Origin of the sequence: Murimonas intestini (genome assembly GCF_024622195.1) — a bacterium.
Lineage (GTDB): Bacteria > Bacillota > Clostridia > Lachnospirales > Lachnospiraceae > Murimonas > Murimonas intestini.
Window position 1 is genome coordinate 168,174 of record NZ_JANKBI010000003.1, and the last position, 24,121, is coordinate 192,294.

Genomic DNA, 24,121 nt, shown 5'->3' on the forward strand with positions numbered 1-24,121 from the left:
TGATTGATAAAGCAGATGAAAGGAGATACACATGAAAACAAAAACAGTACTTGCAATGCTGTCTCTGACTCTGGCAGGAATCCTGCCGCTGAATGCCCAGGCTGCTGATACAGCCGGAAACTACAGCCAGTTAAACGGACTTGCAAACGGACAGATAAAGGTAGTTGCCGGAAGCCCGGCGGAAGTCAGAAAACAGCTTGAATCTCTGGGCATTAAATGTGATGATCTGGGAGGTGTTGACTGCCCGGTCATCCAGATACCATGCCTGCCCCAGAAACCGGAGAGGCCTGAAACACCGGACACAGAAAAGCCAGAGACACCGGATACAGAGCTGCCGGAGGCTCCGGATACAGAGAAGCCGGGGACGCCTGATACAGAAAAACCGGAGACGCCGGACACAGACCTGCCGGAGATACCTGATACAGAAAAGCCGGAGACACCGGACACGGAGCTGCCGGAGGCGCCGGATACAGAGAAGCCGGAGACACCGGACACAGACCTGCCGGAGATACCTGATACAGAAAAGCCGGAGACGCCAGATACAGAATCGCCGGAGACACCTGATACGGATTCTTCTCAGTCAGAACTGTCAGAGTTTGCCAGGGAAGTCGGCAGGCTTGTAAACGAAGAGCGCAGGAAAAACGGCCTGGGAGATCTGGAACTGAGAGTGGACATATCTGCCGCCGCCCAGGTAAGAGCGGTTGAGACTGAGATTTCCTTCTCACATACAAGACCGGATGGAAGAAGTTTCTCCACAGCGCTTGATGACAAAGGTATCTCATACAGAATGTCAGGAGAAAATATTGCCTGGGGGCAGAAGACGCCGGAGGAAGTTATGAAAGGCTGGATGAACAGTGAGGGGCACAGGGCAAATATCCTGAATAAGAATTATACATCCATCGGTGTGGGATATTATCAGAACGCCGGAGGAGTTAATTACTGGACACAGATATTTACATCATAAATCTGTTTGGATACGTCGGAGGCTGCGGATAATAGCTGTTTTTTGGGGGATGCTGCATTTTGCAGCATCCCTGTCTTTTTAAAAATGTATAAAAGGGTATACAAAAAAATACATTTCGACGGCAACAATAACTTGACGAGTGCAGAAATTATGGTTAAAATAGAACTGTGCGAGTATTTCGCAGATGCGGTTGTTTTGTAGGGGATTTTCTCCTGCACTAACATAAACAAATACATTTTAGGAGGAATTGGTAAAATGGCAAAATGGGTTTACTTATTCAAGGAAGGCAATGCAGCAATGAGGAACCTCCTTGGAGGAAAAGGTGCTAACCTGGCAGAAATGACTAACTTAGGTCTGCCGATCCCACAGGGATTTACTGTAACAACAGAAGCCTGCACAAATTACTATGACAATGGCAAAAAGATCAGCCAGGAAATTCAGGGACAGATCTTCGAGGCTATCAATTGGTTAGAGGAAGAGAACGGCAGGATGTTTGGTGATACAGAAAATCCGCTTCTGGTTTCCGTTCGTTCCGGTGCTAGAGCTTCTATGCCGGGTATGATGGATACAATCCTGAATCTGGGTCTGAATGACGTTTCTGTTGAAGGTTTCGCTAAGAAAACCGGGAATGCAAGATTTGCTTACGATTCTTACAGAAGATTTATCCAGATGTTCTCAGATGTTGTTATGGAAGTTCCGAAGTCTTTCTTCGAAAAGATCATTGACGAAGTAAAAGAAGCTAAAGGTGTTAAATTTGACACAGACCTTACAACAGATGATTTAAAAGAACTCGTTAAGAGATTTAAAGCAGTTTATACAGAAGCTATGGGCGGACAGGAATTCCCGCAGGATCCGAAGATCCAGCTTATGGAAGCTGTTAAGGCCGTGTTCCGTTCATGGGACAACCCACGTGCTATCGTATACCGCCGTATGAATGATATCCCTGGAGACTGGGGAACAGCTGTTAACGTTCAGACAATGGTATTTGGTAACATGGGTGAGACATCAGGAACAGGTGTTGCATTTACACGTAACCCATCCACAGGTGAGAAGGGTATTTATGGCGAATACCTGATCAATGCCCAGGGTGAAGACGTTGTTGCCGGTGTACGTACACCGCAGCCTATCACAAAACTGGCAGAAGATATGCCGGAATGCTACAAACAGTTCATGAGCCTGGCTATGAAACTGGAAAACCATTACCGCGATATGCAGGATATGGAATTCACCATCCAGGAAGGTAAACTGTACTTCTTACAGACACGTAACGGAAAGAGAACAGCACCTGCTGCTATCCAGATCGCCTGTGACCTGGTAGACGAAGGAATGATCACACCGGAAGAAGCAGTTTGCCGTATTGAAGCAAAATCACTTGATCAGTTACTGCATCCTACTTTCAATGCAGCAGCGCTTAAAGCAGGTGAAGTTATCGGTTCCGCTCTTCCGGCATCTCCGGGAGCAGCAGCAGGTAAAGTTTACTTCACAGCTGATGATGCAAAGAATGCACATGAAGCAGGCGAGAGAGTAATCCTTGTCCGCCTTGAGACATCTCCTGAAGATATTGAAGGTATGCATGCAGCAGAAGGTATCCTGACAGTCCGCGGTGGTATGACATCTCATGCAGCCGTAGTTGCACGTGGTATGGGAACATGCTGTGTATCAGGATGCGGAGAGATCAAGATCAGCGAAGAAGATAAAGTATTCGAGCTTGGCGGATATACATTCCACGAGGGAGATTATATCTCACTTGATGGTACAACAGGTAAGATCTACAAAGGTGATATCGCTACAGAAGAAGCAGCTGTAGGCGGAAACTTCGGACGTATCATGCGCTGGGCTGACCAGTTCCGTAAACTGCAGGTTCGTACAAATGCAGACACACCGGCTGATACAGAGAACGCTGTTAAACTGGGAGCAGAAGGTATCGGACTTTGCCGTACAGAGCATATGTTCTTCGATCCTGACCGTATTCCGAAGATCCGTAAAATGATTCTTTCTGATTCAGTAGAAGCCAGGGAGGCAGCATTAAATGAACTGATCCCGTTCCAGAAGGCAGACTTCAAGGCTATGTACAAAGCCCTCAGAGGACGTCCTATGACTGTACGTTATCTGGATCCGCCTCTTCATGAGTTTGTTCCTACAGATCCGGAAGATATCAAAGCTCTGGCTGAAGATATGGGACTTACCTACGAAGAAGTACAGGCTAAATGTGATGACCTTCACGAGTTCAACCCGATGATGGGACATCGTGGATGCCGTCTTGCTGTAACTTATCCTGAAATTGCCAAGATGCAGACAAGAGCTGTCATCGAAGCAGCTATCGAAGTTAAAGATGAGATGGGATACGATATCGTTCCTGAAATCATGATTCCGTTAGTAGGAGAGAAGAAAGAGCTGAAATTCGTTAAAGAAGTAGTTATCGCTACTGCAGAAGATGTAATGAGAGAAAAAGGTGAATATATCAACTACCATGTTGGTACAATGATCGAGATTCCTCGTGCAGCACTGACAGCAGATGAGATTGCTGAAGAAGCAGAATTCTTCTCATTCGGTACAAATGACCTGACACAGATGACATTCGGATTCTCCCGTGATGATGCCGGAAAATTCCTGAATTCTTACTATACTAACAAGATCTACGAATCTGATCCATTCGCAAAACTTGATCAGGATGGTGTTGGACAGTTAGTTAAGATGGCAGCTGAAAAAGGCCGCAAGACAAACCCGAACCTGAAGATGGGTATCTGTGGAGAGCACGGCGGAGATCCTTCATCCGTAGAATTCTGCCACAAGGTAGGATTAAACTACGTATCCTGCTCACCGTTCCGTGTGCCGATCGCAAGACTGGCAGCAGCTCAGGCAGCTTTGAATAATAAATAATTCTAAATAGGTAAAAAACTAATAGGCCTTGTACTTTTGTACAGGGCCTATTTTTAGGATTTATACAAGCCAAAGTCAAGCTTACATGACCCTGGCGGCTGTCGAGGGGATAAATGTCCTAAGTTCCTTTTGCTGCTATAATAGATCGTGCCATTCCCGGTGGTTATAAAGGATACGAAAAATATGAACTTCATGTGCGGCTTCATCCACCACAAAGAAAGCAATGTAGTTTTCTACAAACAATTTCCGGACACCAATCTGGGAATATGGCGGCTCTGCGATTAGAGGGCAGCGATAGGGCATGAGTTCCAGATTTAAGATTTCCTGTTTAATCTTATGATACAGGTTTCTGGCTGCATCTGGTGCCTTTAAGGTTTCTGTGATGTAGATAATGATATCTTCAAGGTCTCGGCCGGCTTTGGAATCTATGATTACGCTATACATCAGCAGAGAACTCCAATTTTTTTTCTAAATCAGAAAAAACCTCAGAGGCGGGTCTTCCATGTCCTGTATTTACAGTTGCCAAACCTTCATCCAGAAGCCGGTGCAGGTCGGATTTTCCGCATAACCGTTCATATAGTTCATTAGTCATGACAACCAAATCTCCGCTGCCGTTTTTGGTGATGAAAACAGGTTCCTGATATTGGTTGCAAAATTCAGAGATTTCATTGTATTTGTTCCGCAGATCGCTGCTTGGTCTGATCATTGGCATAAGTAACACCTCCTTAAAAGTTCTATCAATATTATATCGTTATTTTGAGAAAATATCAACTTAATATTGTTTCTGCGTGCCGCGGATCTTCCTGAAATTATAGTCCCTCACAGCCTGCTCTATCTGCAGCCGGTTCCTTATGCGGATTGAAAATTTATCACCATTTTCCAGGATGCAGCAGTTGTTTTCGACTTTGCTTATATAGTCGGCATTCAGAATGATTCCCTTGTTGACAGAGAGAAAACGTGAGTCGCAGCCTGTCAGCTCCAGAAAATCCCCTGTGGTCATGCGGCTCCTTAAAGATGTGCCGTCTGTCAGGCCGATTGCCAGATAATGGCCGTCACTTACGGCAGACATCACATCTGTCAGGAAAACAGGAATAGTTTTCCTTTCACTGACGATCTCAATAAATCTGGAAACAGGATGGATTACCTTTAATGCATCCTGGAGTACCTGAAAAACCCTTTCTTCAGTAAATGGTTTCGTTATATATTCAAAAGCATGGCAGGAAAATGCATCCGGCATGAAGTCCTGGCTGGAGGTCAGAAAAATCAGTATACATTCACTGTCTTTTTCACGGAGCCTGCGGGCCGTCTCAATCCCGCTCATGCCTGCCATATAGATATCCATGAAAACTAAGGAATAAGAGCCTTTCTCAAAATCTTTCAGAAAAGCTTCTCCATCTTTGAAGCCGGAGAGTTCAAAACAGAGATTGTTTTGTGTTCCAAATTTCCGGCAGTATTTTATTATCATATTCAGATATTCATCTTCGTCGTCTACTAAGGCAATATTCAAATTACTAACTCATCCCTTCTACTTAAATAAAGTAAATGTAAATGTTCCATTTTGTTTTTTCACCCTCTTAGTGCGCAGCATGCCCATCCGAAGGATCTAAGTTATGGGATGCACGGAGGGGGTAGTTTTTAGAGTTTGAGCATGATATCAATAAAGAAATTCCGTTCGTTGTTAGATATCTGTGCCATACCCTTGTGTTTTTCTGCGATTGTTTTTATGGAGAAAAGTCCGGTACCTTCACCGTTCCGCTTTGTGGACATAAAGGTTTCCTGATTTTTCTTGACCTTGCCGTCAAAGCTGTTGGTAGAAACTATATAGAGGCAGTCCATATTTTTAAGAAGGATGGAAAGGTTGAAAAAGCGCTGATCTTCCGGAACTGTCTTGCATCCGGCAATGGCATTTTCCAGGAGATTGCCCAGGAGGCTGCATAAATCCAGCTCAGAGACAGTCAGCGGTTCAGGAATATGGATCTTCCAGTCTGTTTTAATATTTTCTGAGGCCGCCATTTCCCTGTAATAATTAAAAAGGGCGTTCAGCGCTGCATTGTGGCAATAATTGACAGGAGTATTCAGGTCCAGTTCTTGTTCGTATTCATGCAGCTGTGCCCGAAGGCTTTCGAAATCACCGTTGTCGGCAAGGCCTGCCATACCGTGGACAAGGTGGCGGAAATCGTGGCGGAGCCGTTTAGTCTGCTGGATATGATTTTGCAGGGACTCATACTGACCGGCCTGTATTTCCAGAAACCTGACTTCTTCTTCCTGCCTGGCCTGTTTAAAAATTACAACAGACATATGGTAGAAAAGGACATACAGGAACAGCAGCAGGAGGAAAAGAATGATTTCCAGCCATGGAAGCATTACCATGATCCGCCCGGTATGCAGTGTCTGATAAGAGTAGGGAGTCATCATCAAGTTGAATAAAAGCAGCATTACCGGAAGAGCCGTGGTAGAGTACCAGACTTTCGGAAAGTTCAGGTGGTCCAGCATCCAGCTGAAATAGCGGTGCAGGGGGAAAGCCAGAGCAAGAACCAGCAGTACAGAGGCAATAAACTGAAATGCTCCTGCTTCAGGGGAAAAATAGGCAGAACCTGATGCGGGATGCAGGGCGGCATCAAAGATAAAGGCAGCCACAGCCGGGAAGGACATGACAGCACAGGCATTCAGAAACACCGCCAGTGTCCTGGCCAGATCTGTTTTTACAGTTTTGTAGTAAAGAAAGAAAAAAATTACGAGAGATGGCAGCAAAACCACATTAACATCCAGGTCCAGATACATGGCAAACCATGAGGCGGCAGGAGTATACAAAATAAATAAAACAGCACATATAAAAAATAAACGGCCCCGTGTATATTTTAGCTGGTTTTTCATAGGCAGGTAGCAGAATGCCGCTGCCGGGAATAAAACAAAAAACTGTATCATCATTAACAGCCATTTATGCAGATCCATAAAAATTCACCCCTTCAAAGCTGGAACTTATCTGTACAGGCTATGTATTTTGCAGAATGCTCCAAATCACAATTCTGTCTACGTACTTTATTATATCTTAAATAGACATTCCTGTCATGGAATCTGCATGACGTTTGTGCCAGAAAAATGACGTTCCTGCCAGAATCATTGATTTTTACTCATGGCGGAATTATAATTTTTACCTGCAGTAAAGGTGTTGTTTTGCCTGTTATAAACTGTACTGCGGATGGGAATGGAAAAAGGAGAGTAAGCTGCATGGAAGAGAAAAACAGATATATGAAAAATACTGGACTGATATTAGAAGGCGGGGCTAACAGGGGAGTATTTACCGCCGGGGTGCTGGACTGTATGCAGGATTATGGAGTCTATCTGCCTTATATAGCTGCAGTTTCCGCAGGTTCATTCAATGCAATGGATTATGCCGCAAGGCAGAGGGGAAGGTCACGTGACTGTATGATTCCCAATGGGCGGAACCGTCCTCCTATTCATTGGACCCATTTTTTCAGAAAAAGGGCAATGATTGATTTTGATCTGGCTTTCGACGAATATCCTAACAAACTGCTTCCTTTTGATTATAAAGCTTATGAGGAGTCGGGCGTAACCTGCGAATATGTAGCCACAGACTGCCGAACAGGGCAGGCTGCTTATCTGTCGGAGAAACATGACGGAAAACGGCTGATGCAGATCGCTAGGGCAAGCTGCAGCGTACCTTATGTATGTCCGATGACCAGGCTGGATGGACATTTATATCTGGATGGAGGCATTTCTGATTCTATTCCTGTCCGTCATGCTATGGAGCTTGGTTATGAGAAAAATATAGTAGTCCTGACGAGGGAGAAGGAATACAGAAAACCCACAGCTGGCCGGTCACGCTGGATCACATATATGATGTACCGGAATTATCCTATGCTGGCAGAGCAGCTTGAGAGCAGGAACAGGCGTTATAATGAGACGATAGAATATCTGGAGGAGCTGGAAGCAAAGCAGAGAATACTGATCATCCGGCCCTATAAAGTTCTTGTCAGCAGAGCGGATAATAACACAGAACGCCTGCAGGCTTTTTACAGGCAGGGGTATGAAACAGCAGAGCAGAGGATGAAGGAGATTCAGGACTTTGTGCTGGGATAAAGACACTAATAGGAAACGCCCACGGTTGATTTACCGTGGGTGTTTCCATGTCAGTACAGGTATTGTCACGAAATGCGGGACTCGGAATAGAATGTATTAATAATTTGAAAAAGGGCAGATATTGTGATTACAACTATTATTATAATTGCAGCTGCTGTTTTAATTTTGGCAGTGCTGATTTTTTTTATTGTTTGGAAAGTCCGGAGTCACCGCTTCCGTCCAAATCCCGATAAGTGCAGGCAAAAGGAAGAACTGGACGCTGACATTGAAGAGGCAGGATTTGCATATGAGATAAACGGGGACTACTTTTATTCTCTGATGAACTGCTGGCAGCGCCAGGTGGGATACTGCCGCCTCTATGATGAGGGAGCGCCATTGTTTAACATGATTTTTGACTGTGAACCTGTTACATTTTCTTATGCAGGCAAAAGGTGGCTGATCGAGCTGTGGAAGGGACAGTACGGCATTACAACAGGCGCAGAGATCGGTGTGTATAATACAGAACGCGAGGATATAGACACCGATAAATTTAAAGGAACCTTTTATGAGAATATCACCAATGATGAAATGCTTAAATTGTCATATATCCTGAGGAAAAACGGCAGGGTGATCCTGCGCCGCAAAGCTCTGCACTGGTGGCTTACAGGTTTTAAACTTGGAGAATTTTCAAAGCCTGAGTCACTTACTATGGATGCAAAGATCACCTTCCGGGACAGGGAGATGAGGGATGCATTTGTCAAAAGTCTGACGGATCTTGGCTATGTCAGAAAAGAATATTCTGTAAGGGGAAAGACTGTATCGGTTCATTTTACGACACCTCGTTCGCCGCAGACACTCTCAAGAAATAAAGTCCAGGAGACGCTTGTTCAGCAGACAAACAGCAATAACTGCAAGCTATACGAATTTGCGACCGGAAAATACAGCGATACACTTGATAAGCTGGAATACGCAAAGGCTATGGCACCGGAAATATATGACCTATTTACGAAGTCACTCTATGCCAAAGGTTTATATGGCGCATTCGAGTGGATAAAAGACTGGCTGGAAGGACGTCACCCAAATCCGGGGCCCGGCCCGAAACCGCCTAGGCCGCCAAAACCGCCATGCCATCCGGAACCGCCATGCCGCCCGGAACCGCCGTGTCATCCTGAGCCGCCATGCCGTCCGGAACCGCCGTGTCATCCTGAGCCGCCATGCCGCCCGGAACCGCCGTGTTGTTCTGAGCCGCCGTGTCATCCTGAGCGTCCGTGTTGTCCGTGTCCGCAGGAGCCGTCATGTGAGCCATGCCACCCGAACCAGACGTGTTCCCCATGCCATCCTGATGCAAGATGTCGTCCGAACACAGAATGCCGCCCGAATACAGAATGTCATACGAGTACGGGATGCCGCCCTGATTCAATGTGCCGTCCCTGTTCTCCCGGAGCATCACGGTCAGCATGTCAGCCAGGACAGTCATGCAATGGGTTCAGGCAAAATTCATCTGACTGCTGCGATCATGACAGGCAGGACGATATGCAGAGTAATTATTATGCAAGTGATAACTGGGAAGATGATTCAGATGGAAGGATCAGAAAACAGGATGACATGGACTTAGCTGATGAGCCAGGGGTTAAAAGCTGCCCGGCAAAAAAGGCAGAGACAAGTGAAGCGGAGAGGTAAGTTCCATGGAGATCGCATCAGTAAAGAAAAGGCTTGATGAGGTATATGAGAATGCACAGGTTATTCCATTTGATTCAGATTCCAGACTGGTCATCATGAGCGACTGCCACCGGGGACAGGGGAACGCAGGGGATAATTTTCTGGCTAACCAGACTGTTTGTTTTGGGGCGCTGGAATATTATTTTCAAAATGGATTCACTTATATCGAAGCAGGAGATGGTGATGAACTGTGGGAAAACAGACGGCTGAAGCCTATTGTAGAGGTTCACAGTGATATTTTCTGGATGCTGTCAAGGTTCTATAAACAGAAACGTCTTTATATGCTCTATGGGAACCATGACATTATAAAGCGCCGCAAGGATTATATGAGCCGTCACTGCGACACATACTACTGTGATTCTTCCCACTGCGATATACCTCTGCTGCCCGGTATTTCAGTAGCCGAAGGAATGATACTCAAAAACAGCGGGGCTTCAGAAGAGATATTTCTGGTACACGGGCATCAGGGAGATCTCTTAAATGATACACTCTGGCCCCTGGCCAGATTTTTGGTGAGGTATGTGTGGCGTCATCTGGAACTGCTGGGATTTCTGGATCCCACGGGAGCGGGGCGCCCAAGAAAAGCAAAAGAGCATATTGAGAAAAAACTGGCTTCCTATGCAAAGGAGAGGCAGCATGTATTGATTGCGGGACATACCCACAGGCCGGTATTTTCAGAGCCGGAAGAAGGGTGTTATTTCAATACAGGAAGCTGTGTCCATCCACGCTGTATCACATGTATAGAAATAGAGCGCAATAATATCATGCTTGTTAAGTGGTCGGTGCGGCCGAGAGAGGACAGAAGCCTTTTCGTAGAGCGTGAGGTTCTTGAGGGGCCTGTTTCCCTGTCAAAATATGCCTGCCGGAAAGATAATGACAATTAAATAAATAGAAAGCAGCAGCCATCAGGCATCATGATAAAGTCATGACAGCCTGATGGCTGCCGCAGAATGTGCGGTAAATGCACAGAGCTGATAAATAGTTATTGTTATTCTGCTTTTGCCGGTAAAACGGATGTATCTTTTGGCTCTTCAGTTTTATGCTGGGTTTTCTCCCAGGACTGATTTTCATCCTGCACGATTTTTTCTATATTCTGAACCAGGAGCCTGTCATTGTCCATATTTCCGAGGGGAACCCTCTCCCATTTCTTATATGGTTCCAGCCCTGCCAGATAAAGCATGGTCTCCCGCTTTAACTTTTCTGCGCTGCTTCTGTAGCGTACCCAGTTTTCCTGACTCCGGGACAGGGTAAGCCATGCAGAAATCAGGCACACCAGCCCTGACAAGACGGAGATACATACAGGCAGCCAGGAATATTTTTCCGGCCGTATGGCATTGATTGTATTTATCACTGTCACAATAAGCGGGATAGTAGTAGTGGCTATAGAGCAAACATAATAATTGCGTTTGGAGGCTGTAGCTTTTTTTACATACCACTCCATTAATACTTTAATACGCAGGTAAATAGGAGAGGTTTCACCAGAGCTGTCAGTACTGTTTTGATGAACATCTGCTTCAGCCAAGCCGCCTGATTCGGATTCTTTTTTCTGCCTCCGTACAGGATCATCATTCCACCTTTTATTTGTGTGGGCGCTCTGACGGTCGATCATCTCTACGATCTGGTCGATATAATCCATTTCCTGCTGCAGAAGAGTTCCTCCTGTTTTTTTCTTTGGTTCTTCCATACCCATTCCTCCCGTTCGTAAAAATTTATTATATGGTAAAAATTTCCTCTCTAACTTTACTTTACAATCTTAAAGATTCATTGTCAATAGTATGTTATCTGCAGCAACCTTAAGGAATTAATCAGGAATCTTTTAAGGAATTATTTATTTACAATAAAAGAAGATTCCATTATAATGGGAGAGTATGCAGAAGCAGACTATAATTAAGAATGAATGGAGAAATAGACGTGCTCACTAAATATCTGTATGTATTTTTAATCTCAATGATCCCCCTGATAGAGCTCAGGGGAGCGATACCTGTATCACAGGTCATGGGACTTCCGCTGGTGCAGTCCTACATAATTTCTATCATCGGAAATATGCTGCCTGTTCCGATCATCTTCTTTTTTGCCAGGAAGGTACTGGAGTGGGGAGCTGACAAGCCCGGGGTTGGAAAGTTTTTTACCTTCTGCCTTGAGAAAGGACATAAGGGCGGGCAGAAACTGAAAGAGAAAGCAGGAAAAGGTTTATTCTGGGCGCTTTTATTGTTTGTGGGAATCCCTCTGCCGGGAACAGGGGCATGGACGGGCACACTGGCTGCCAGCCTGCTGGATATGGATTTTAAGACAAGCGTGATTGCAGTCATGGGAGGCGTACTGCTGGCAGGCGTCATTATGGGAGCGGCCAGCGCCGGACTGTTTGGAGCTCTTGGAAGTATTTTTGCATAGATATAGAATTAAACGAGCGTCATACTGTCAGTTAAACAGTATGGCGCTCATTTGATTTTATAGGAAACTTAAGTTGTGAATAGTGACCTTAAGCCTGTTCACTGCGCAGTTTTTCCCTGTACTGAGTGATGGTGCAGTTATAATATTTTTTAAAACTGAGGCTGAAATACTGAGGATTCTTGTAGCCTGTGGCGGCCGCTATCTCATAGTTTTTCAGATCTGTATTCACGATCATTTCAGCAGCTTTTTCCATACGGATCTTGATCAGATAATCATAGAGATTTGTATCAAACTGCTTTTTAAAGATACTTGTGAGGTAACAGTGGTTAACATGAAAATGTGCAGCTATCTGCTGAAGAGACAGGTCACAGTCCCCGTAGTTCTGTTCTATATAATGGCGGACAGACAGGAGCAGATTGTTCAGGTTTGAGTTCATATCCTGAAGGGCGGCCTGGTAAGAGCCGTAAAGCCCATAAAAATTATTCATGATACTCCCATGGTAGAAGGCAGCCACCTCATATCCGAGGACACCCTGGATATAGGACGTGATTTCTGCTTCAAGCAGGGAAAGCTGGCTATAAAGGCTGGAGGGTTCCAGGGAATCATTGTTTGTATATATCATAAATATCTGCAGGTTGTCCATGCAGAAGAAAAAACTGCCTTTATACCGGGCGGTCAGCTGGGTGCAGTATGCTTCCAGACTGGCATGGATGGCGTCGTAAGAGGAGGGCTCACCATAGCGCATCTCAATAAAACATGCGATACCCAGGCCATTTGTCAGATTGATATCGAACGCTTTGAAAAAGGAATCATCCATCTGCTGAAATTGTTCCTGCATGAGCCTGGATATGTAGTTGCGTTTGATCTGCGGATATTTTTCATTGAGTATATAATTGACATTCTGTTCTTTTTTATAAAGCTCTTCCGCTTTTTTCAGGGCCGCTGTCAGCTGGTCATTATCAAACGGTTTAGTCAGATAATCCACTGCATTCAGTTTCAGGACCTGCTGGGCGTATTCAAAGTCCTTATAGCCTGAAAGAAAAACAAATTTCAGGTTCGGATAGTAATCCATGGCAATAGACGCCATCTCTATGCCTGTCATGCCCGGCATCTTAATATCAGTCAGAATGATATCAGGCTCATGATTCTTCAGATAATCCAGGGCTTCCATAGCATCCCTGGCTGTATACATGAGTTCCCAGCCATACGTCTCCCAGGGAATACGTCCCGGGAGTGTTCTGCGGATAATAGCGTCATCATCCACAAATAGTATTTTTGTCATTATCTCTTCCCTCCTCATAAGGAATCGTTATTGTAACAGAAGTCCCGCAGTCCGGCTCGGTTTCTACAGAGAGCCTGTAGTCTGTGCCATAGGCAAGCTGTATACGGTCCTGGATATTTTTTATGCCGTATACACCGAGAGATGCATCAGAATAGTCGCATATGGGGGCTTCTAAGGATCGTTCTATTTTTTCAAGCACATCTTCTGATATTCCGCAGCCATTATCTTTTACTGTGAGATGTATCACATTTCCATCTCTTTTTACATTCAGCCGGATAGTGCCATCGAGCCTGCAGGGGCGTATTCCGTGGTAAACAGCATTTTCTATGAGCGGCTGGAGTATCATGCGCAGCGTCAGGCAGTTTTCCAGTTCTTCGGGAAGACTGATCTCAAACTGGAAGTCTTCAAACCTGGTTTTTAATATGGCCAGATACATGGAACTGTGGAGAAGCTCATCTTTTAATGTAATAAATGATCTTCCCTTGCTCACTCCAATCCTGTAAAAGACAGCCAGCTGGTCCAGCATTTCCTCAGCCTTTTCATTTTCCCGGGCATGACAGAGCTCACGGATGCAGTCCAGGGTATTATACAGAAAATGTGGATTGATCTGGGCAAACAAGAACTGCAGCTGGGTCACCTGTTTTGCCTTCATTTCTTTTTCCATAGAAAGGGTCAGGGCACGGATACGGTTCAGCATGGCGTTGATCTCCTCGCCGATATATACGATCTCCCGGCTGCCATATGCTTTTATGGGAAGCTTAGTGTCAGCGCTTGTGATTTTCTTCATTTGCTCCACAAGGCTGACCACCGGGTGGGAGAATACTTTAGGCATAAAAAGATACAAAGCTATGAAGATGGAGACTGCGCCCAGCGCCAGGATCAGCAGCAGAGTGGAGAAATCTCTGTAATCTGTAAACATTTCATCCAGCGGGACGACAGCCAGCAGGCCTGTCCCTTCCAGGAGAAGAGGATTGTAAACTACATAATTGGAACTTGTCATAAAGGCCGTCAGACTGTCAGAGGAACGGTCAGATATTTTCTCTTTGATCTCATTTATTTCTGTATCCGGAAGTGCTGCAAGCGTGGGGCTGCCCAGGTCTTCCTCATCCGAGAAGAGCAGTCCGCTGTCCTTGCGCAGGATCGTCAGGCAGCTGTTTGGGGTAACCTTGAAATTGCGGATATGTTCCAGAAAGACCTGGTCATTCAGCCCAATAATGAAAAATCCATTTACTTTGCCATCGCCGGATCCCAGAGTCTGGAAGAGGCAGAAATCAGGGGCCCGTCCGGTCGTGATGGGATAAGGATACTGGTCTGCAGTAAACATCCAGCCCAGACTCTGGCCAAAACTGCTGTAGTCTGAAAAATGAAAATCAGGATACAGAACCTTGTTAGCTTCGGAAACAGAGTTGTAGTAGTGGATAGAATTGTCAGACAGATACAGGCCGATGGAATCCAGATACAGCTGATTCTGCAGAAGAAAATCTGAGAAGCCGTTGGACAGCTGTAAATATTCAGCGGGAGTGAGAGGATCCTCTCCATGTATTAAATTTTGGTTCATAGAGTAAAAACGGTAATCAGTGGTAAGTGAGAGTGACCGTTCATATATGTTGTGCAGGCTGCCGTCCAGAGAATTTTTTGTCTGCTGGACAAGGGTTTCTATATTTTTCTGGAGCAGTTCACTGTACTTTTTAGTCCCGGAATAATAGAAAAGGGAGCAGCTGACCAGGATCAGCGCCAGGAAAGGCAGAAGAAGCAGGGTCAGGGAAGTACGCAGTGAGAACCGGGAAAACCGGCTGTATGTCTGTTTCATTTTTAAAATATCTCCAATCGTATGTACAGATATGTGTGCATAAAGTCATATTGAATATAACAAAGGCGGCGAAATTTGTCAAAGATTTTATAATAAAGAGCCAAACTTATTAAATTTACTTCCATGCGCCCAGGTGGTTAAATGTTAGCAGTAAAAGATTGCGAGGGATATAATGATGGAACGATTAGAAGAAGTTTTAAAGAACCCTGCAGCCATGTACAGGATTAAACCTTTCTGGTTCTGGAACGGGGACATTACTGAAGAAGGGCTGGATTACCAGATAAGAGAAATGAAGGATAAAGGTCTGGGCGGATTTTTTATCTGCGCCAGACAGGGGCTGACGGTACCGTATCTGTCCGGCAGATGGTTCGAACTTGTTGAATTTGCGTGCAGAAGGGCAAAGGAGCTGGGAATGGAGGCCTGGCTGTATGATGAATATCCATACCCCAGCGGAATGAGCGGCGGAGAGGTGCTCAAACTCCATCCTGAAGCAGAGCATATGGTGCTTCATCATGAGAGAATCCATGCAGAGGAGGGCGGCCGCATCCGCCGTGAGTTAGGCTGGGGGGAGGTGCTGTACGCAGGCGCGTTTTTGCTCAGGGAGGACGGAAGCCGTATCTATGAGAAGAGGCTGGACCTTATGGAGGATATAGGCAGCCTGCAGACCTCTGAGATCTATCAGATCACAGGGCTGACCATGTATAATAATAAACGGTTTTTTTCCTATGGCCCCCAGGAGGTTCTGGAAACCTGCCTGCCGGAAGGCAGCTGGGATATAGATATATATATACAGAAACCACTGGGTGATTTTAAATTCTACGGAGGATTTTTTGACCCGTGCAGCAAAGAAGCAGTCAGAAGCTTTCTGGACACAACCCATGAGAAATACCGGAAAGCTCTGGGAAAAAATATGTCAGAGAGTGTAATGGGGATTTTCTCAGATGAGGTTGGGATGCTCAGCCCCATACCCTGGTCTAAAAAAGTGATCCAGGCATTCAGGGACAGAAAAGGCTACTCACTGACAGAGGTACTTCCGGCCCTCCACGATGAAAACTGGGAGGGAGCCTACCGTATCCGTTATGATCTGTATGATGTGATACATCAGATATTTGTGGAGAGCTATCATAAGCAGGTATCAGACTGGTGCGGTGAACACGGAATATCTTACTGTTCGGAGGTACCCTATATGCGTCTCTCCACCCAGCGTTACAGCCATATACCCGGAGGAGACACGGCCCATGAGAAGGCAGGCAGGGAACTGGAATGGATCTATGATAAATACCTCTGTGCATTCCGTTACAGTTCTAATGCGGCATCTTCACTGGCGAGGCAGCTGGGAAGAGAGCAGTGTCTGATCGAAAGCTTTCACAGTGTAGGATGGACTATGACCCTGCAGGATGCCAAATGGATGATAGACAGGCTCTGCAGCAGCGGCATCAACTTCTTTGTCTTCCATGCCTTCTACTATACGATAGATTCGATTACAAAGCATGATGCGCCCCCATCCCAGTTTTTCCAGAATCCATATTGGAGGCACTACCGCAGCCTTGCGGATTATGTGGGCAGGATAGGAGCTTATACTTCCAATACAAGGGATACATGCAGCACGGCAGTGCTGGATCCGGTACCTACTATGTGGGCGCTGTTAGGTGATCCCTTCCAGGGTTTTCCATACAGGGGGGAGTCTGAGCCGGAGAGAAAAAGATGTGATGAGATCAGGGATAACTGGGTCTATACCACAAAGACACTGCTGTTAAACCAGCTGCAGTACAATCATCTGGATTCGGAGATGCTTGCGGATTTTGAAGTAAAGGATGGCCGGATTTCCATGGGAAATGCGTCCTACAGCCTGATCGTTGTTCCTCCAGCTTATTTTTATGAGAGAAAAGCACTGCAGAAGCTCAGAGAATTTGCAGAGTCCGGCGGTTCTGTTATCTTTCTGGGGAATCTGCCGTATATGTCTATTGATGCAGGATATACAGATGAGGAGGCCAGACGGGAGTGGCAGGAGCTGCTGCTTCAGAATAAGGAAAGAGTGACATTGATTCCGGCCAAAGGCCTTTTGAGTGAAGCACAGATTGAAGAAAGATATATAAGCAGAGTCAGGGAGATACTGGATGAACCTGTAGAGGTCAGACTGGATAATGACACTATGCGCAGATCCTTTATAACATCTGTGCGCAGGGATATGGACGGCAAGCTCTGCGTGTCACTGATCAACCAGGGACGGAACAGGGCAGAGGGAGAGCTTGTCAACAGGACGGGGAACAACATGTCTGTTACAGCACTCTCCATGGAGACAGGGGATGCCAGGTATATGGGTGAGTGCCGGGAGACATACAGATTCAGCGTTCCCGGGCTTGCAAGCATCTATCTGCGTCTGGAAGAGTGTGAACAGCGGGATGTGCAGCAGGATGAGCAAGCCGTACTGACCTTGCCGTCAGAACAGGAATTTGAAATAAGTATAGAAGGAAAAAATGTATACAGGCTGGCAGAATTTCTTGTGACGGCAGATGGAAGGAACTGGTGGGAGACAGAGGCAAAGACACTTATAGAGCAGTGTGCATCGGCGCCGGTGCTGGATGGAAGCCGCTATTCATATGAGAGTACATTTGGCACGCCGAAGCAGATACATATTTCCTATCCTGTAGACCTGACATATAAGACAACATTTTATCTGGACGCTGATATCCGTGATATGGAACTTCTCTGGGACAGAAGGGCAGTTACGGGAGTATACAGAATTTTTGTGAATGGAAGTCCTCTGAGGGAGGAGGATTTTTATCACCGTTTCATCAATGACCAGAATAATCAGCTCTGTGATATATCACGTCTCATAAGATCAGGTGAGAATGAAATAAAGATAGAAGTAACAGCCATGTCAGAATCGGACGGGGTGCGTGACCCGCTCTGTCTGCTGGGAAGCTTCGGAGTGCAGGACCTGCGGCTGACATCAATGCCCCACACTGCCAGGTTTGAGCCTGAATATACAAAGGGATTCCCATATTACAGCGGACATCTGCATTTTAAGACAAAGGCAGAAATACAGAAAGAAAATCTTCCCGAGGTGTTTCAGCTGCGTTTCGATTTTGAGGACAGATGCCTGGATTGCCTAAGTGTGAAAATAAACGGACACGACCTGGGAATAAGGGCATTTACTCCGTATGTGTGGGAATGCAGGAAGGAGTGGATCCGGGAGGATGATAATGAGATAGAGCTGGTCAGGACAAATACTCTGGCTAATATGCTGGATGGCACTTATTTCGACTATGACAGCCACAGGCTGGTGAATATATAGAGATATGCACAGGCTTTGCACCTGTGCAGGGCTAAGGAGAAAGAAAAAGATGGACAGAAAAGAGTTTCTGAGCAGTGAATATGGAATTGACTGCAGCGGTACGGTTCTGGTGACAGAGAAACTGCAGGCGCTGATTGATGATGCGGCGGCAGCAGGCGGACGTGCGGTACTTAAAAGAGGAACGTACTTAACAGGGGCCCTGTTCCTTAAAAGCGGGCTGGAATTTACTATGGAGGAGGGCTGCATCCTGAAAGGAACTACGGATGAGAGCCAGTATCCCCTGATAGAAACACGCGTTGCAGGCATAGAAATGAAATGGCCTGCGGCAGTGCTAAACTGTAATCATCAGAGAGGAGTCTCTGTCACGGGAAAAGGAGTGATTAACGGACAGGGCCCGTACTGGTGGGAGAAATACTGGGGAAAAGACAGGAAAGGAGGAATGCGCGGAGAGTATGATGCAAAAGGACTGCGCTGGGCAGCTGATTATGACTGTACCAGGGTCAGAAATGTTGTCATATTTGACAGCAGTGAAGTATTGCTGAAGGATTTTACATCAGAACAGTCAGGCTTCTGGAATGTACACATCTGCTACTGCAGCCATGTCCATGTAGATGGGATACGTATAGCGGGCAATGCCGGCAGCCCGTCCACAGACGGGATAGATATTGATTCCTCCTCCCATGTCCTTGTGGAAAATTGTGAGACCTCCTGCGATGATGACAGTATCTGCATTAAATCAGGAAGAGACGCCGACGGGCTGCGGACAGCCAGACCCTCACATCATATCACGATCCGGAACTGCAGGATTCATGCAGGTTTTGGAGTGACTCTGGGCAGCGAGCTTTCAGGGGGAATAGAAGATGTCATTATCCGGGACCTTCAGTATGAGGGCACAGACTGCGGTTTCCGCATCAAGTCATCAAGGCCGAGGCGCGGATATATAAAAAATATTCTTGTGGAAAACCTGCAGATGAAGAATGTGAAGTATCCCTTCCATATCTGTCTGGACTGGAATCCGGCTTACTGTACATGTGAGCTTCCGGATGGTTATGAGGGTGAAGTGCCGGAAAGCTGGAGGAAGCTGCTGGAGCCGGTGCCGGAGGATGAGCCTCTTACACATGTATCGAATATTACGGTCAGAAATGTAAGGGCGGAAAATGATGCCGGTTACTCAGGGATCAGCCGGGCTTTTGATATTGAGGGATACAGGGAGCAGCCCATAGAGTCTGTTAAACTCTCTGACATCCATATGTCAGTCAGGGAATTCGGGCGGATCAGCTATGTAAAGGAGCTTCAGATGGACCATGTGACAATAGAAGTGGCAGGAGACAGGGATACAGCCAATGATACTTATGACAACAGATAAGGGGCAGGGCTTAAGAATATGCAAATGGTTTTGCAGAGGGCATTAAATATTTTATACATAATCTCTAAACTTATTGAATTTACTTTAAGGCCTTCCCATGATTAAATAAGAGACATGAAATACAAAACGTTTTGTGTCAGAAAGAGAAAAGAAAGGTGAAAAAAATGCAAAAGAAACAGAAGACCGTTTTAACCCCATATCTTCTGATTTTACCGGCAGTGCTGTTCATCGGGTGTGTCATGATCTACCCGCTGTGTAAGGTCTTTTACCTGGCCTTCCAGAATTATAATCCGACTATGCCGTTCCTGAATGGCTTCTGCGGGATTGACAATTTTGTCAAAATACTGACTACCGGTGAATTCTATTCCGCACTTCTCGTATCCCTGAAATGGGTTGTGTCAGAAGTCGGGCTTCAGCTGGTATTCGGAATGATAGTGGCCCTGATCCTGAATCAGAGCTTCAGAGGCAGAGGATTTTTCAGGGCAATGACCTTTGTGCCCTGGGCAATGTCAGGAGTGCTGACAGCAGTGCTCTTCAGCCTGATATTCAATGAGAATTTCGGAGTCCTCAATGATATCCTTAGAAAACTGGGAATCATAAAGGAAAATGTGGCATGGCTGGCAAATTCAAAGACAGTGCTGGGTTCAGTAGTAGTGGCAGAGCTGTGGAGAGGTATCCCCTTCTTTGCAATCAGTCTGCTGGCTGCCATGCAGGGACTCTCACAGGATATCTATGAAGCGGCAAAGGTGGACGGATGTACAAGGTTTCAGACCTTCCGCAAGATCACTCTTCCCCTGCTGAAAAACACAATAGTACTCACAACACTGCTCCGTACCATTTGGGAATTTAACAGTGTGGATCTGATCTACAGCCTGACAGGAGGCGGACCGGTGGGAAAGACAACAACCCTCAGCATGCTGATCGCCAACCAGGCGCTTACCACAAATAATTATGGTTACGGCTCCGCAATCTCAGTCATCAGTTTCTTTATCCTGGCAATTGTGGCAGTCATCTATATTAAGGCTTCAGGATTTGGAAAGGAGAGTGATGAGTGATGAAAGAAAAGAAAAGAGTGATTGTTTTTCTGCGCTGGCTCCCGCTTATAGCGATTAACATCTTTGTCCTGTTTCCAATCTACTGGGCGGTGAACACATCATTTAAGGGGGAAGGAGAGATCCTTGGCAAGCCAATTACTTATCTGCCAAAGGTCCCGATCATCTCCAACTTTGTAGAAGCCTGGAAGAATGTAGGGTTTGATAAATATTTCGTAAACAGCTTGAAAGTAAGCTTCATATCAGTTATCTTTATCGTAGTTGTTGCGATCATGGTTGGTTATGCCCTGACCCGCTACAAATTTAAAGGCAAAGGAGTTTTTATGGGTCTGCTTCTGGCAGTCCAGTTTATTCCGGCGGCAGTGCTGCTTGTACCGCTTTTTAACACCTTCAAGACAATGCATCTGGTGGGAAGCCACCTGGCTCTGATCGTGGTGAATGTCACATTCCAGCTTCCTTTCTGCTGTATCCTGATGAAGGGTTTTATAGAGGGCGTGCCCATAGCTCTGGAGGAGGCCGCCATGATCGACGGCTGCAGCAGGATGCAGGGGATTGTCCGTGTAGTGATCCCCATGCTGGTTCCGGGAATCATAACAGTGGCAGCTTTTGCACTGATAGGCTGCTGGAATGAGTTCCTGTTTGCAATGATGTTTTTAAATGACCCTGATATGTATACAGTCCCTATAGGACTGAAGATGATGCAGGGCGAGTACGGCGTACACTATGGAGCTATGGCTTCAGGGGCTATCATTGCCATGATCATTCCGGTCGCATTATTTGCCTACCTGCAGAAATACCTGGTGACAGGGCTGAGCGCAGGCGCTGTGAAGGGCTGATCATAGGACGGGATTAAAAGGATTTAGTATATTATAATCCAGTATATTGTTATCTGGTATATAAAGATTTAGAATATCAAAACTTAGGATATTAAAATAATAATGTTAAGATAAAGCGAGGTAAAATAATGAAAAAGAAATTTATATCAGCTATTCTCTGTGGAGTACTTGGGATTTCAATGATTTCCGGATGCGGCAGTTCAGAAGGTGATAAAGAGAGCCAGAGGCAGACAGCGTCCAAAAGCGCGGCAGACAGCGGTGATGTTGTGGAGATCACCTTCTGGGACAATTATGCGGATACAATACGTACAGAATTATATGGTAAGCTGATCAGCCAGTTTGAGGAAGAAAATCCTGGCATAAAGGTAAAATATGTGCCTCTTCCGGCAGATCAGGCGAAATCTAAATACGATGTGGCGATCCAATCTGAGACAACACCTGACTGCGGAGTTACATACCAGTACTGGCTGAACGATTTTATTGTGCAGGATGCCCTTCTTCCGCTGGATGACTACATGTCCTCCTGGGATAAAAAAGATGAGCTGCTGGAGACATTCCAGAACAGCATCAAGGAAATGTCCCCGGACGGAAAGACATACGGCCTTGCCCAGACTGTGACGATCCCTGCTGTCTGGTATAATACAGATATCTTTACAAAAGCTGATACAGAGATTCCCCAGTCCTGGGATGAAATACTCGCCGCAGTAGAAAAGACTACTGATAAGGAAAATGGAGTTTATGGTTTCTCCATCCGCGGGGGTGCAGGAAGTTCACAGCAGTTTGAACAGATGATGTACCAGTATTCAGGAATCACAGAAATGTTTGATGAAAACGGAAATTCCACCATCAATGATCCGGCTCATGTAGAATTCCTGGATAAGTTTGCAAAACTGTACAATGTATACACACCGGAAAGCGATATCACAAATGCATCAACTGAGATGATCTCAGCATTTGATTCAGGATCGGCCGCTATGATATTCCATAATATCGGTTCCTATGGACAGCACAGGGATACACTGGGAGAAGGAAAGTTCGGCGCTCTTGTAAACCTGAAATCTATCCAGGATACAAATGTCATTGTGTCAAATGGAGCTACTACCTTGTCTGTATTCAAAAATACAAAGCATCCGGAAGAGACTTTTAAGTTTGTAAGCTGGCTCACAGAGCACAGCGCTGACAGCCAGTTCAATGAGAAGATCGGTCAGGTTCCCTGTAATAAAGAGGCATTGAAGGATGAATGGGTACGGAAATCCCTGCCCATCAAAGAATCAGCGGACGCTCTTCTTGATGAAAATACGAAGATTGCAACTCTTCCAATCAACGTGACAGGTTATTTTGACCTCCACCAGAATACGCTTGCAAAAGAATTCCAGAATGTCCTGTTAGGAAATACAACAGCTCAGGAATATCTGGATAACTGGGCATCTGAGATGACCAGGCTGAAAAAGCAGTACGATGAAAAAGTAGTACAGAAATAATTTCATGTAACATAGTCCGGGCCGGCGCCTTTGTCACAGACAGTGACAAGGGGCGCCGGCTTTTGCATATTTTATAGAAAACTTTGTTCCTTGAAGCGGCAGTAATTCTATGTTAAACTGTAATAATTACGTTTGATCAATTGACAGGAGATGTATAATTATGAAAGAAAACGGACAAAAAGATCTAAAGAGCCAAAAAGGAAAACGGACGCGCATGCGCCGGGTGCTGACAGCGCTGGCTGTTGTGGCCCTGGTGCTGGTATGTACTGCCGGAGTCTGCTTTTTATATGTGAATGATTATTATCACAGAACAGGAGATGTGCCCGGATATCTGGAAGATACTGATCAGGTAAAGGTAAGTGAATTTGAGTACGGGCTGTTTTTCGATGGAAGCGGGGAGGATACAGCATTCATCTTTTACCCCGGAGCCAAGGTTGAATATACGGCATATGCACCTCTGATGCAGAAACTGGCCTGTCAGGGGATTGACTGTTTTCTTGTCCATATGCCCGGCAATCTGGCAGTGCTCGGACAGGACAGGGCAGACAGTATTCTGGATTCCTTTGATTATGAGCACTGGTATATTGGAGGTCATTCTCTGGGAGGAGCCATGGCAGCATCTTATGCAGCATCTAATCTTGATAAGTTTGACGGTGCAGTACTGCTTGGAGCATATCCCACTAAGAGCCTTAAATCAGAAGCCTTTGCTGTGTTATCTGTATATGGAAGTGAGGATACTGTTATAAACAGAGAAAAACTGGAAGCCGGCAGGGAGTATATGCCTCAGGATTATAATGAGGTTTGCATACAGGGTGGAAATCATGCCCAGTTTGGAAATTATGGGGAGCAGGATAAGGACGGAACTGCAGCAATCAGCAGGGAAGAACAGCAGGAGCAGACTGTCAGCGCAATAGCAGAGATGGTAAGAGGGCAGTGACAGTCTCTGCCGCCGGTTCTTTTTT

At 45.7% G+C, this 24,121-nt stretch carries 19 protein-coding genes; 12 read left to right on the plus strand and 7 right to left on the minus strand.

The features are described 5' to 3' along the window. Positions 1-31: 31 nt before the first annotated feature. Together NSB28_RS06855 and ppdK are read left to right on the plus strand one after the other, a co-directional pair. On the plus strand, positions 32-964 hold the full coding sequence (locus NSB28_RS06855; protein WP_109626176.1) for a CAP domain-containing protein: 933 nt from the start codon (positions 32-34) through the stop codon (positions 962-964). 255 nt (positions 965-1,219) lie between these two features. Next, positions 1,220-3,844: a pyruvate, phosphate dikinase gene (ppdK, locus tag NSB28_RS06860; protein WP_109626177.1), complete on the plus strand. Its 2,625-nt coding sequence runs from the start codon at positions 1,220-1,222 to the stop codon at positions 3,842-3,844. A gap of 135 nt (positions 3,845-3,979) precedes the next feature. Here ppdK and NSB28_RS06865 read toward each other — a convergent pair whose 3' ends face one another. The 4 genes from NSB28_RS06865 to NSB28_RS06880 form a co-directional block, all read right to left on the minus strand. Then, entirely contained in the window at positions 3,980-4,288 is a 309-nt protein-coding gene (locus NSB28_RS06865; RefSeq protein ID WP_109626178.1) for a type II toxin-antitoxin system RelE/ParE family toxin, read from the minus strand. Beyond that, positions 4,281-4,556: a type II toxin-antitoxin system prevent-host-death family antitoxin gene (locus NSB28_RS06870; RefSeq protein WP_109626179.1), complete on the minus strand. Its 276-nt coding sequence runs from the start codon at positions 4,554-4,556 to the stop codon at positions 4,281-4,283. The genes NSB28_RS06865 and NSB28_RS06870 overlap by 8 nt, the downstream gene beginning before the upstream one ends. A gap of 60 nt (positions 4,557-4,616) precedes the next feature. Then, positions 4,617-5,351 (minus strand): LytR/AlgR family response regulator transcription factor, encoded by a 735-nt coding sequence (locus NSB28_RS06875; RefSeq protein WP_109626180.1) that lies wholly within the window; start codon positions 5,349-5,351, stop codon positions 4,617-4,619. 128 nt (positions 5,352-5,479) lie between these two features. Continuing rightward, complete coding sequence (locus NSB28_RS06880) at positions 5,480-6,796, minus strand: ATP-binding protein (protein ID WP_109626181.1); 1,317 nt, start codon at positions 6,794-6,796, stop codon at positions 5,480-5,482. Positions 6,797-7,072: 276 nt separating this feature from the next. On the opposite strand from NSB28_RS06880, the gene NSB28_RS06885 reads away from it, so the two are divergent. The 3 genes from NSB28_RS06885 to NSB28_RS06900 all read left to right on the plus strand — a co-directional run bounded on the left by NSB28_RS06885 (position 7,073) and on the right by NSB28_RS06900 (position 10,527). Next, positions 7,073-7,945 (plus strand): patatin-like phospholipase family protein, encoded by an 873-nt coding sequence (locus NSB28_RS06885; protein WP_257497603.1) that lies wholly within the window; start codon positions 7,073-7,075, stop codon positions 7,943-7,945. 123 nt (positions 7,946-8,068) lie between these two features. After that, complete coding sequence (locus tag NSB28_RS24650) at positions 8,069-9,604, plus strand: DUF4474 domain-containing protein (protein WP_330665353.1); 1,536 nt, start codon at positions 8,069-8,071, stop codon at positions 9,602-9,604. A 5-nt stretch (positions 9,605-9,609) separates the two neighbouring features. Further along, a complete protein-coding gene (locus tag NSB28_RS06900) occupies positions 9,610-10,527 on the plus strand; it encodes a metallophosphoesterase (protein ID WP_109626183.1) in 918 nt (305 codons plus the stop codon). Positions 10,528-10,631: 104 nt separating this feature from the next. On the opposite strand, the gene NSB28_RS06905 is transcribed toward NSB28_RS06900, so the two are convergent. Beyond that, positions 10,632-11,327 (minus strand): DUF4231 domain-containing protein, encoded by a 696-nt coding sequence (locus NSB28_RS06905; RefSeq protein ID WP_187374282.1) that lies wholly within the window; start codon positions 11,325-11,327, stop codon positions 10,632-10,634. A gap of 227 nt (positions 11,328-11,554) precedes the next feature. Between NSB28_RS06905 and NSB28_RS06910 the strand changes: the two genes are divergently transcribed. After that, positions 11,555-12,034 (plus strand): COG2426 family protein, encoded by a 480-nt coding sequence (locus NSB28_RS06910; protein ID WP_109626366.1) that lies wholly within the window; start codon positions 11,555-11,557, stop codon positions 12,032-12,034. Between the two features lie 88 nt (positions 12,035-12,122). On the opposite strand, the gene NSB28_RS06915 is transcribed toward NSB28_RS06910, so the two are convergent. After that, entirely contained in the window at positions 12,123-13,316 is a 1,194-nt protein-coding gene (locus NSB28_RS06915; RefSeq protein ID WP_187374283.1) for a response regulator transcription factor, read from the minus strand. Then, positions 13,291-15,126 (minus strand): sensor histidine kinase, encoded by a 1,836-nt coding sequence (locus NSB28_RS06920; RefSeq protein ID WP_109626186.1) that lies wholly within the window; start codon positions 15,124-15,126, stop codon positions 13,291-13,293. The genes NSB28_RS06915 and NSB28_RS06920 overlap by 26 nt, the downstream gene beginning before the upstream one ends. A gap of 172 nt (positions 15,127-15,298) precedes the next feature. On the opposite strand from NSB28_RS06920, the gene NSB28_RS06925 reads away from it, so the two are divergent. From NSB28_RS06925 to NSB28_RS06950, 6 genes are all read left to right on the plus strand, one after another. Then, on the plus strand, positions 15,299-18,424 hold the full coding sequence (locus NSB28_RS06925; RefSeq protein WP_109626187.1) for a glycosyl hydrolase: 3,126 nt from the start codon (positions 15,299-15,301) through the stop codon (positions 18,422-18,424). 49 nt (positions 18,425-18,473) lie between these two features. Beyond that, on the plus strand, positions 18,474-19,790 hold the full coding sequence (locus NSB28_RS06930) for a glycoside hydrolase family 28 protein (protein ID WP_109626188.1): 1,317 nt from the start codon (positions 18,474-18,476) through the stop codon (positions 19,788-19,790). A gap of 164 nt (positions 19,791-19,954) precedes the next feature. Further along, positions 19,955-20,845 (plus strand): carbohydrate ABC transporter permease, encoded by an 891-nt coding sequence (locus NSB28_RS06935; RefSeq protein ID WP_109626367.1) that lies wholly within the window; start codon positions 19,955-19,957, stop codon positions 20,843-20,845. Next, positions 20,845-21,678: a carbohydrate ABC transporter permease gene (locus NSB28_RS06940; protein ID WP_109626189.1), complete on the plus strand. Its 834-nt coding sequence runs from the start codon at positions 20,845-20,847 to the stop codon at positions 21,676-21,678. Before NSB28_RS06935 ends, NSB28_RS06940 begins: the two co-directional genes overlap by 1 nt. A 128-nt stretch (positions 21,679-21,806) precedes the next feature. Beyond that, positions 21,807-23,159 carry an ABC transporter substrate-binding protein gene (locus NSB28_RS06945; protein ID WP_109626190.1) on the plus strand — a complete coding sequence of 451 codons (1,353 nt, stop codon included), beginning with the start codon at positions 21,807-21,809 and terminating at the stop codon, positions 23,157-23,159. Between the two features lie 160 nt (positions 23,160-23,319). Next, positions 23,320-24,096: an alpha/beta hydrolase gene (locus NSB28_RS06950; protein ID WP_257497605.1), complete on the plus strand. Its 777-nt coding sequence runs from the start codon at positions 23,320-23,322 to the stop codon at positions 24,094-24,096. Positions 24,097-24,121 lie beyond the last annotated feature (25 nt).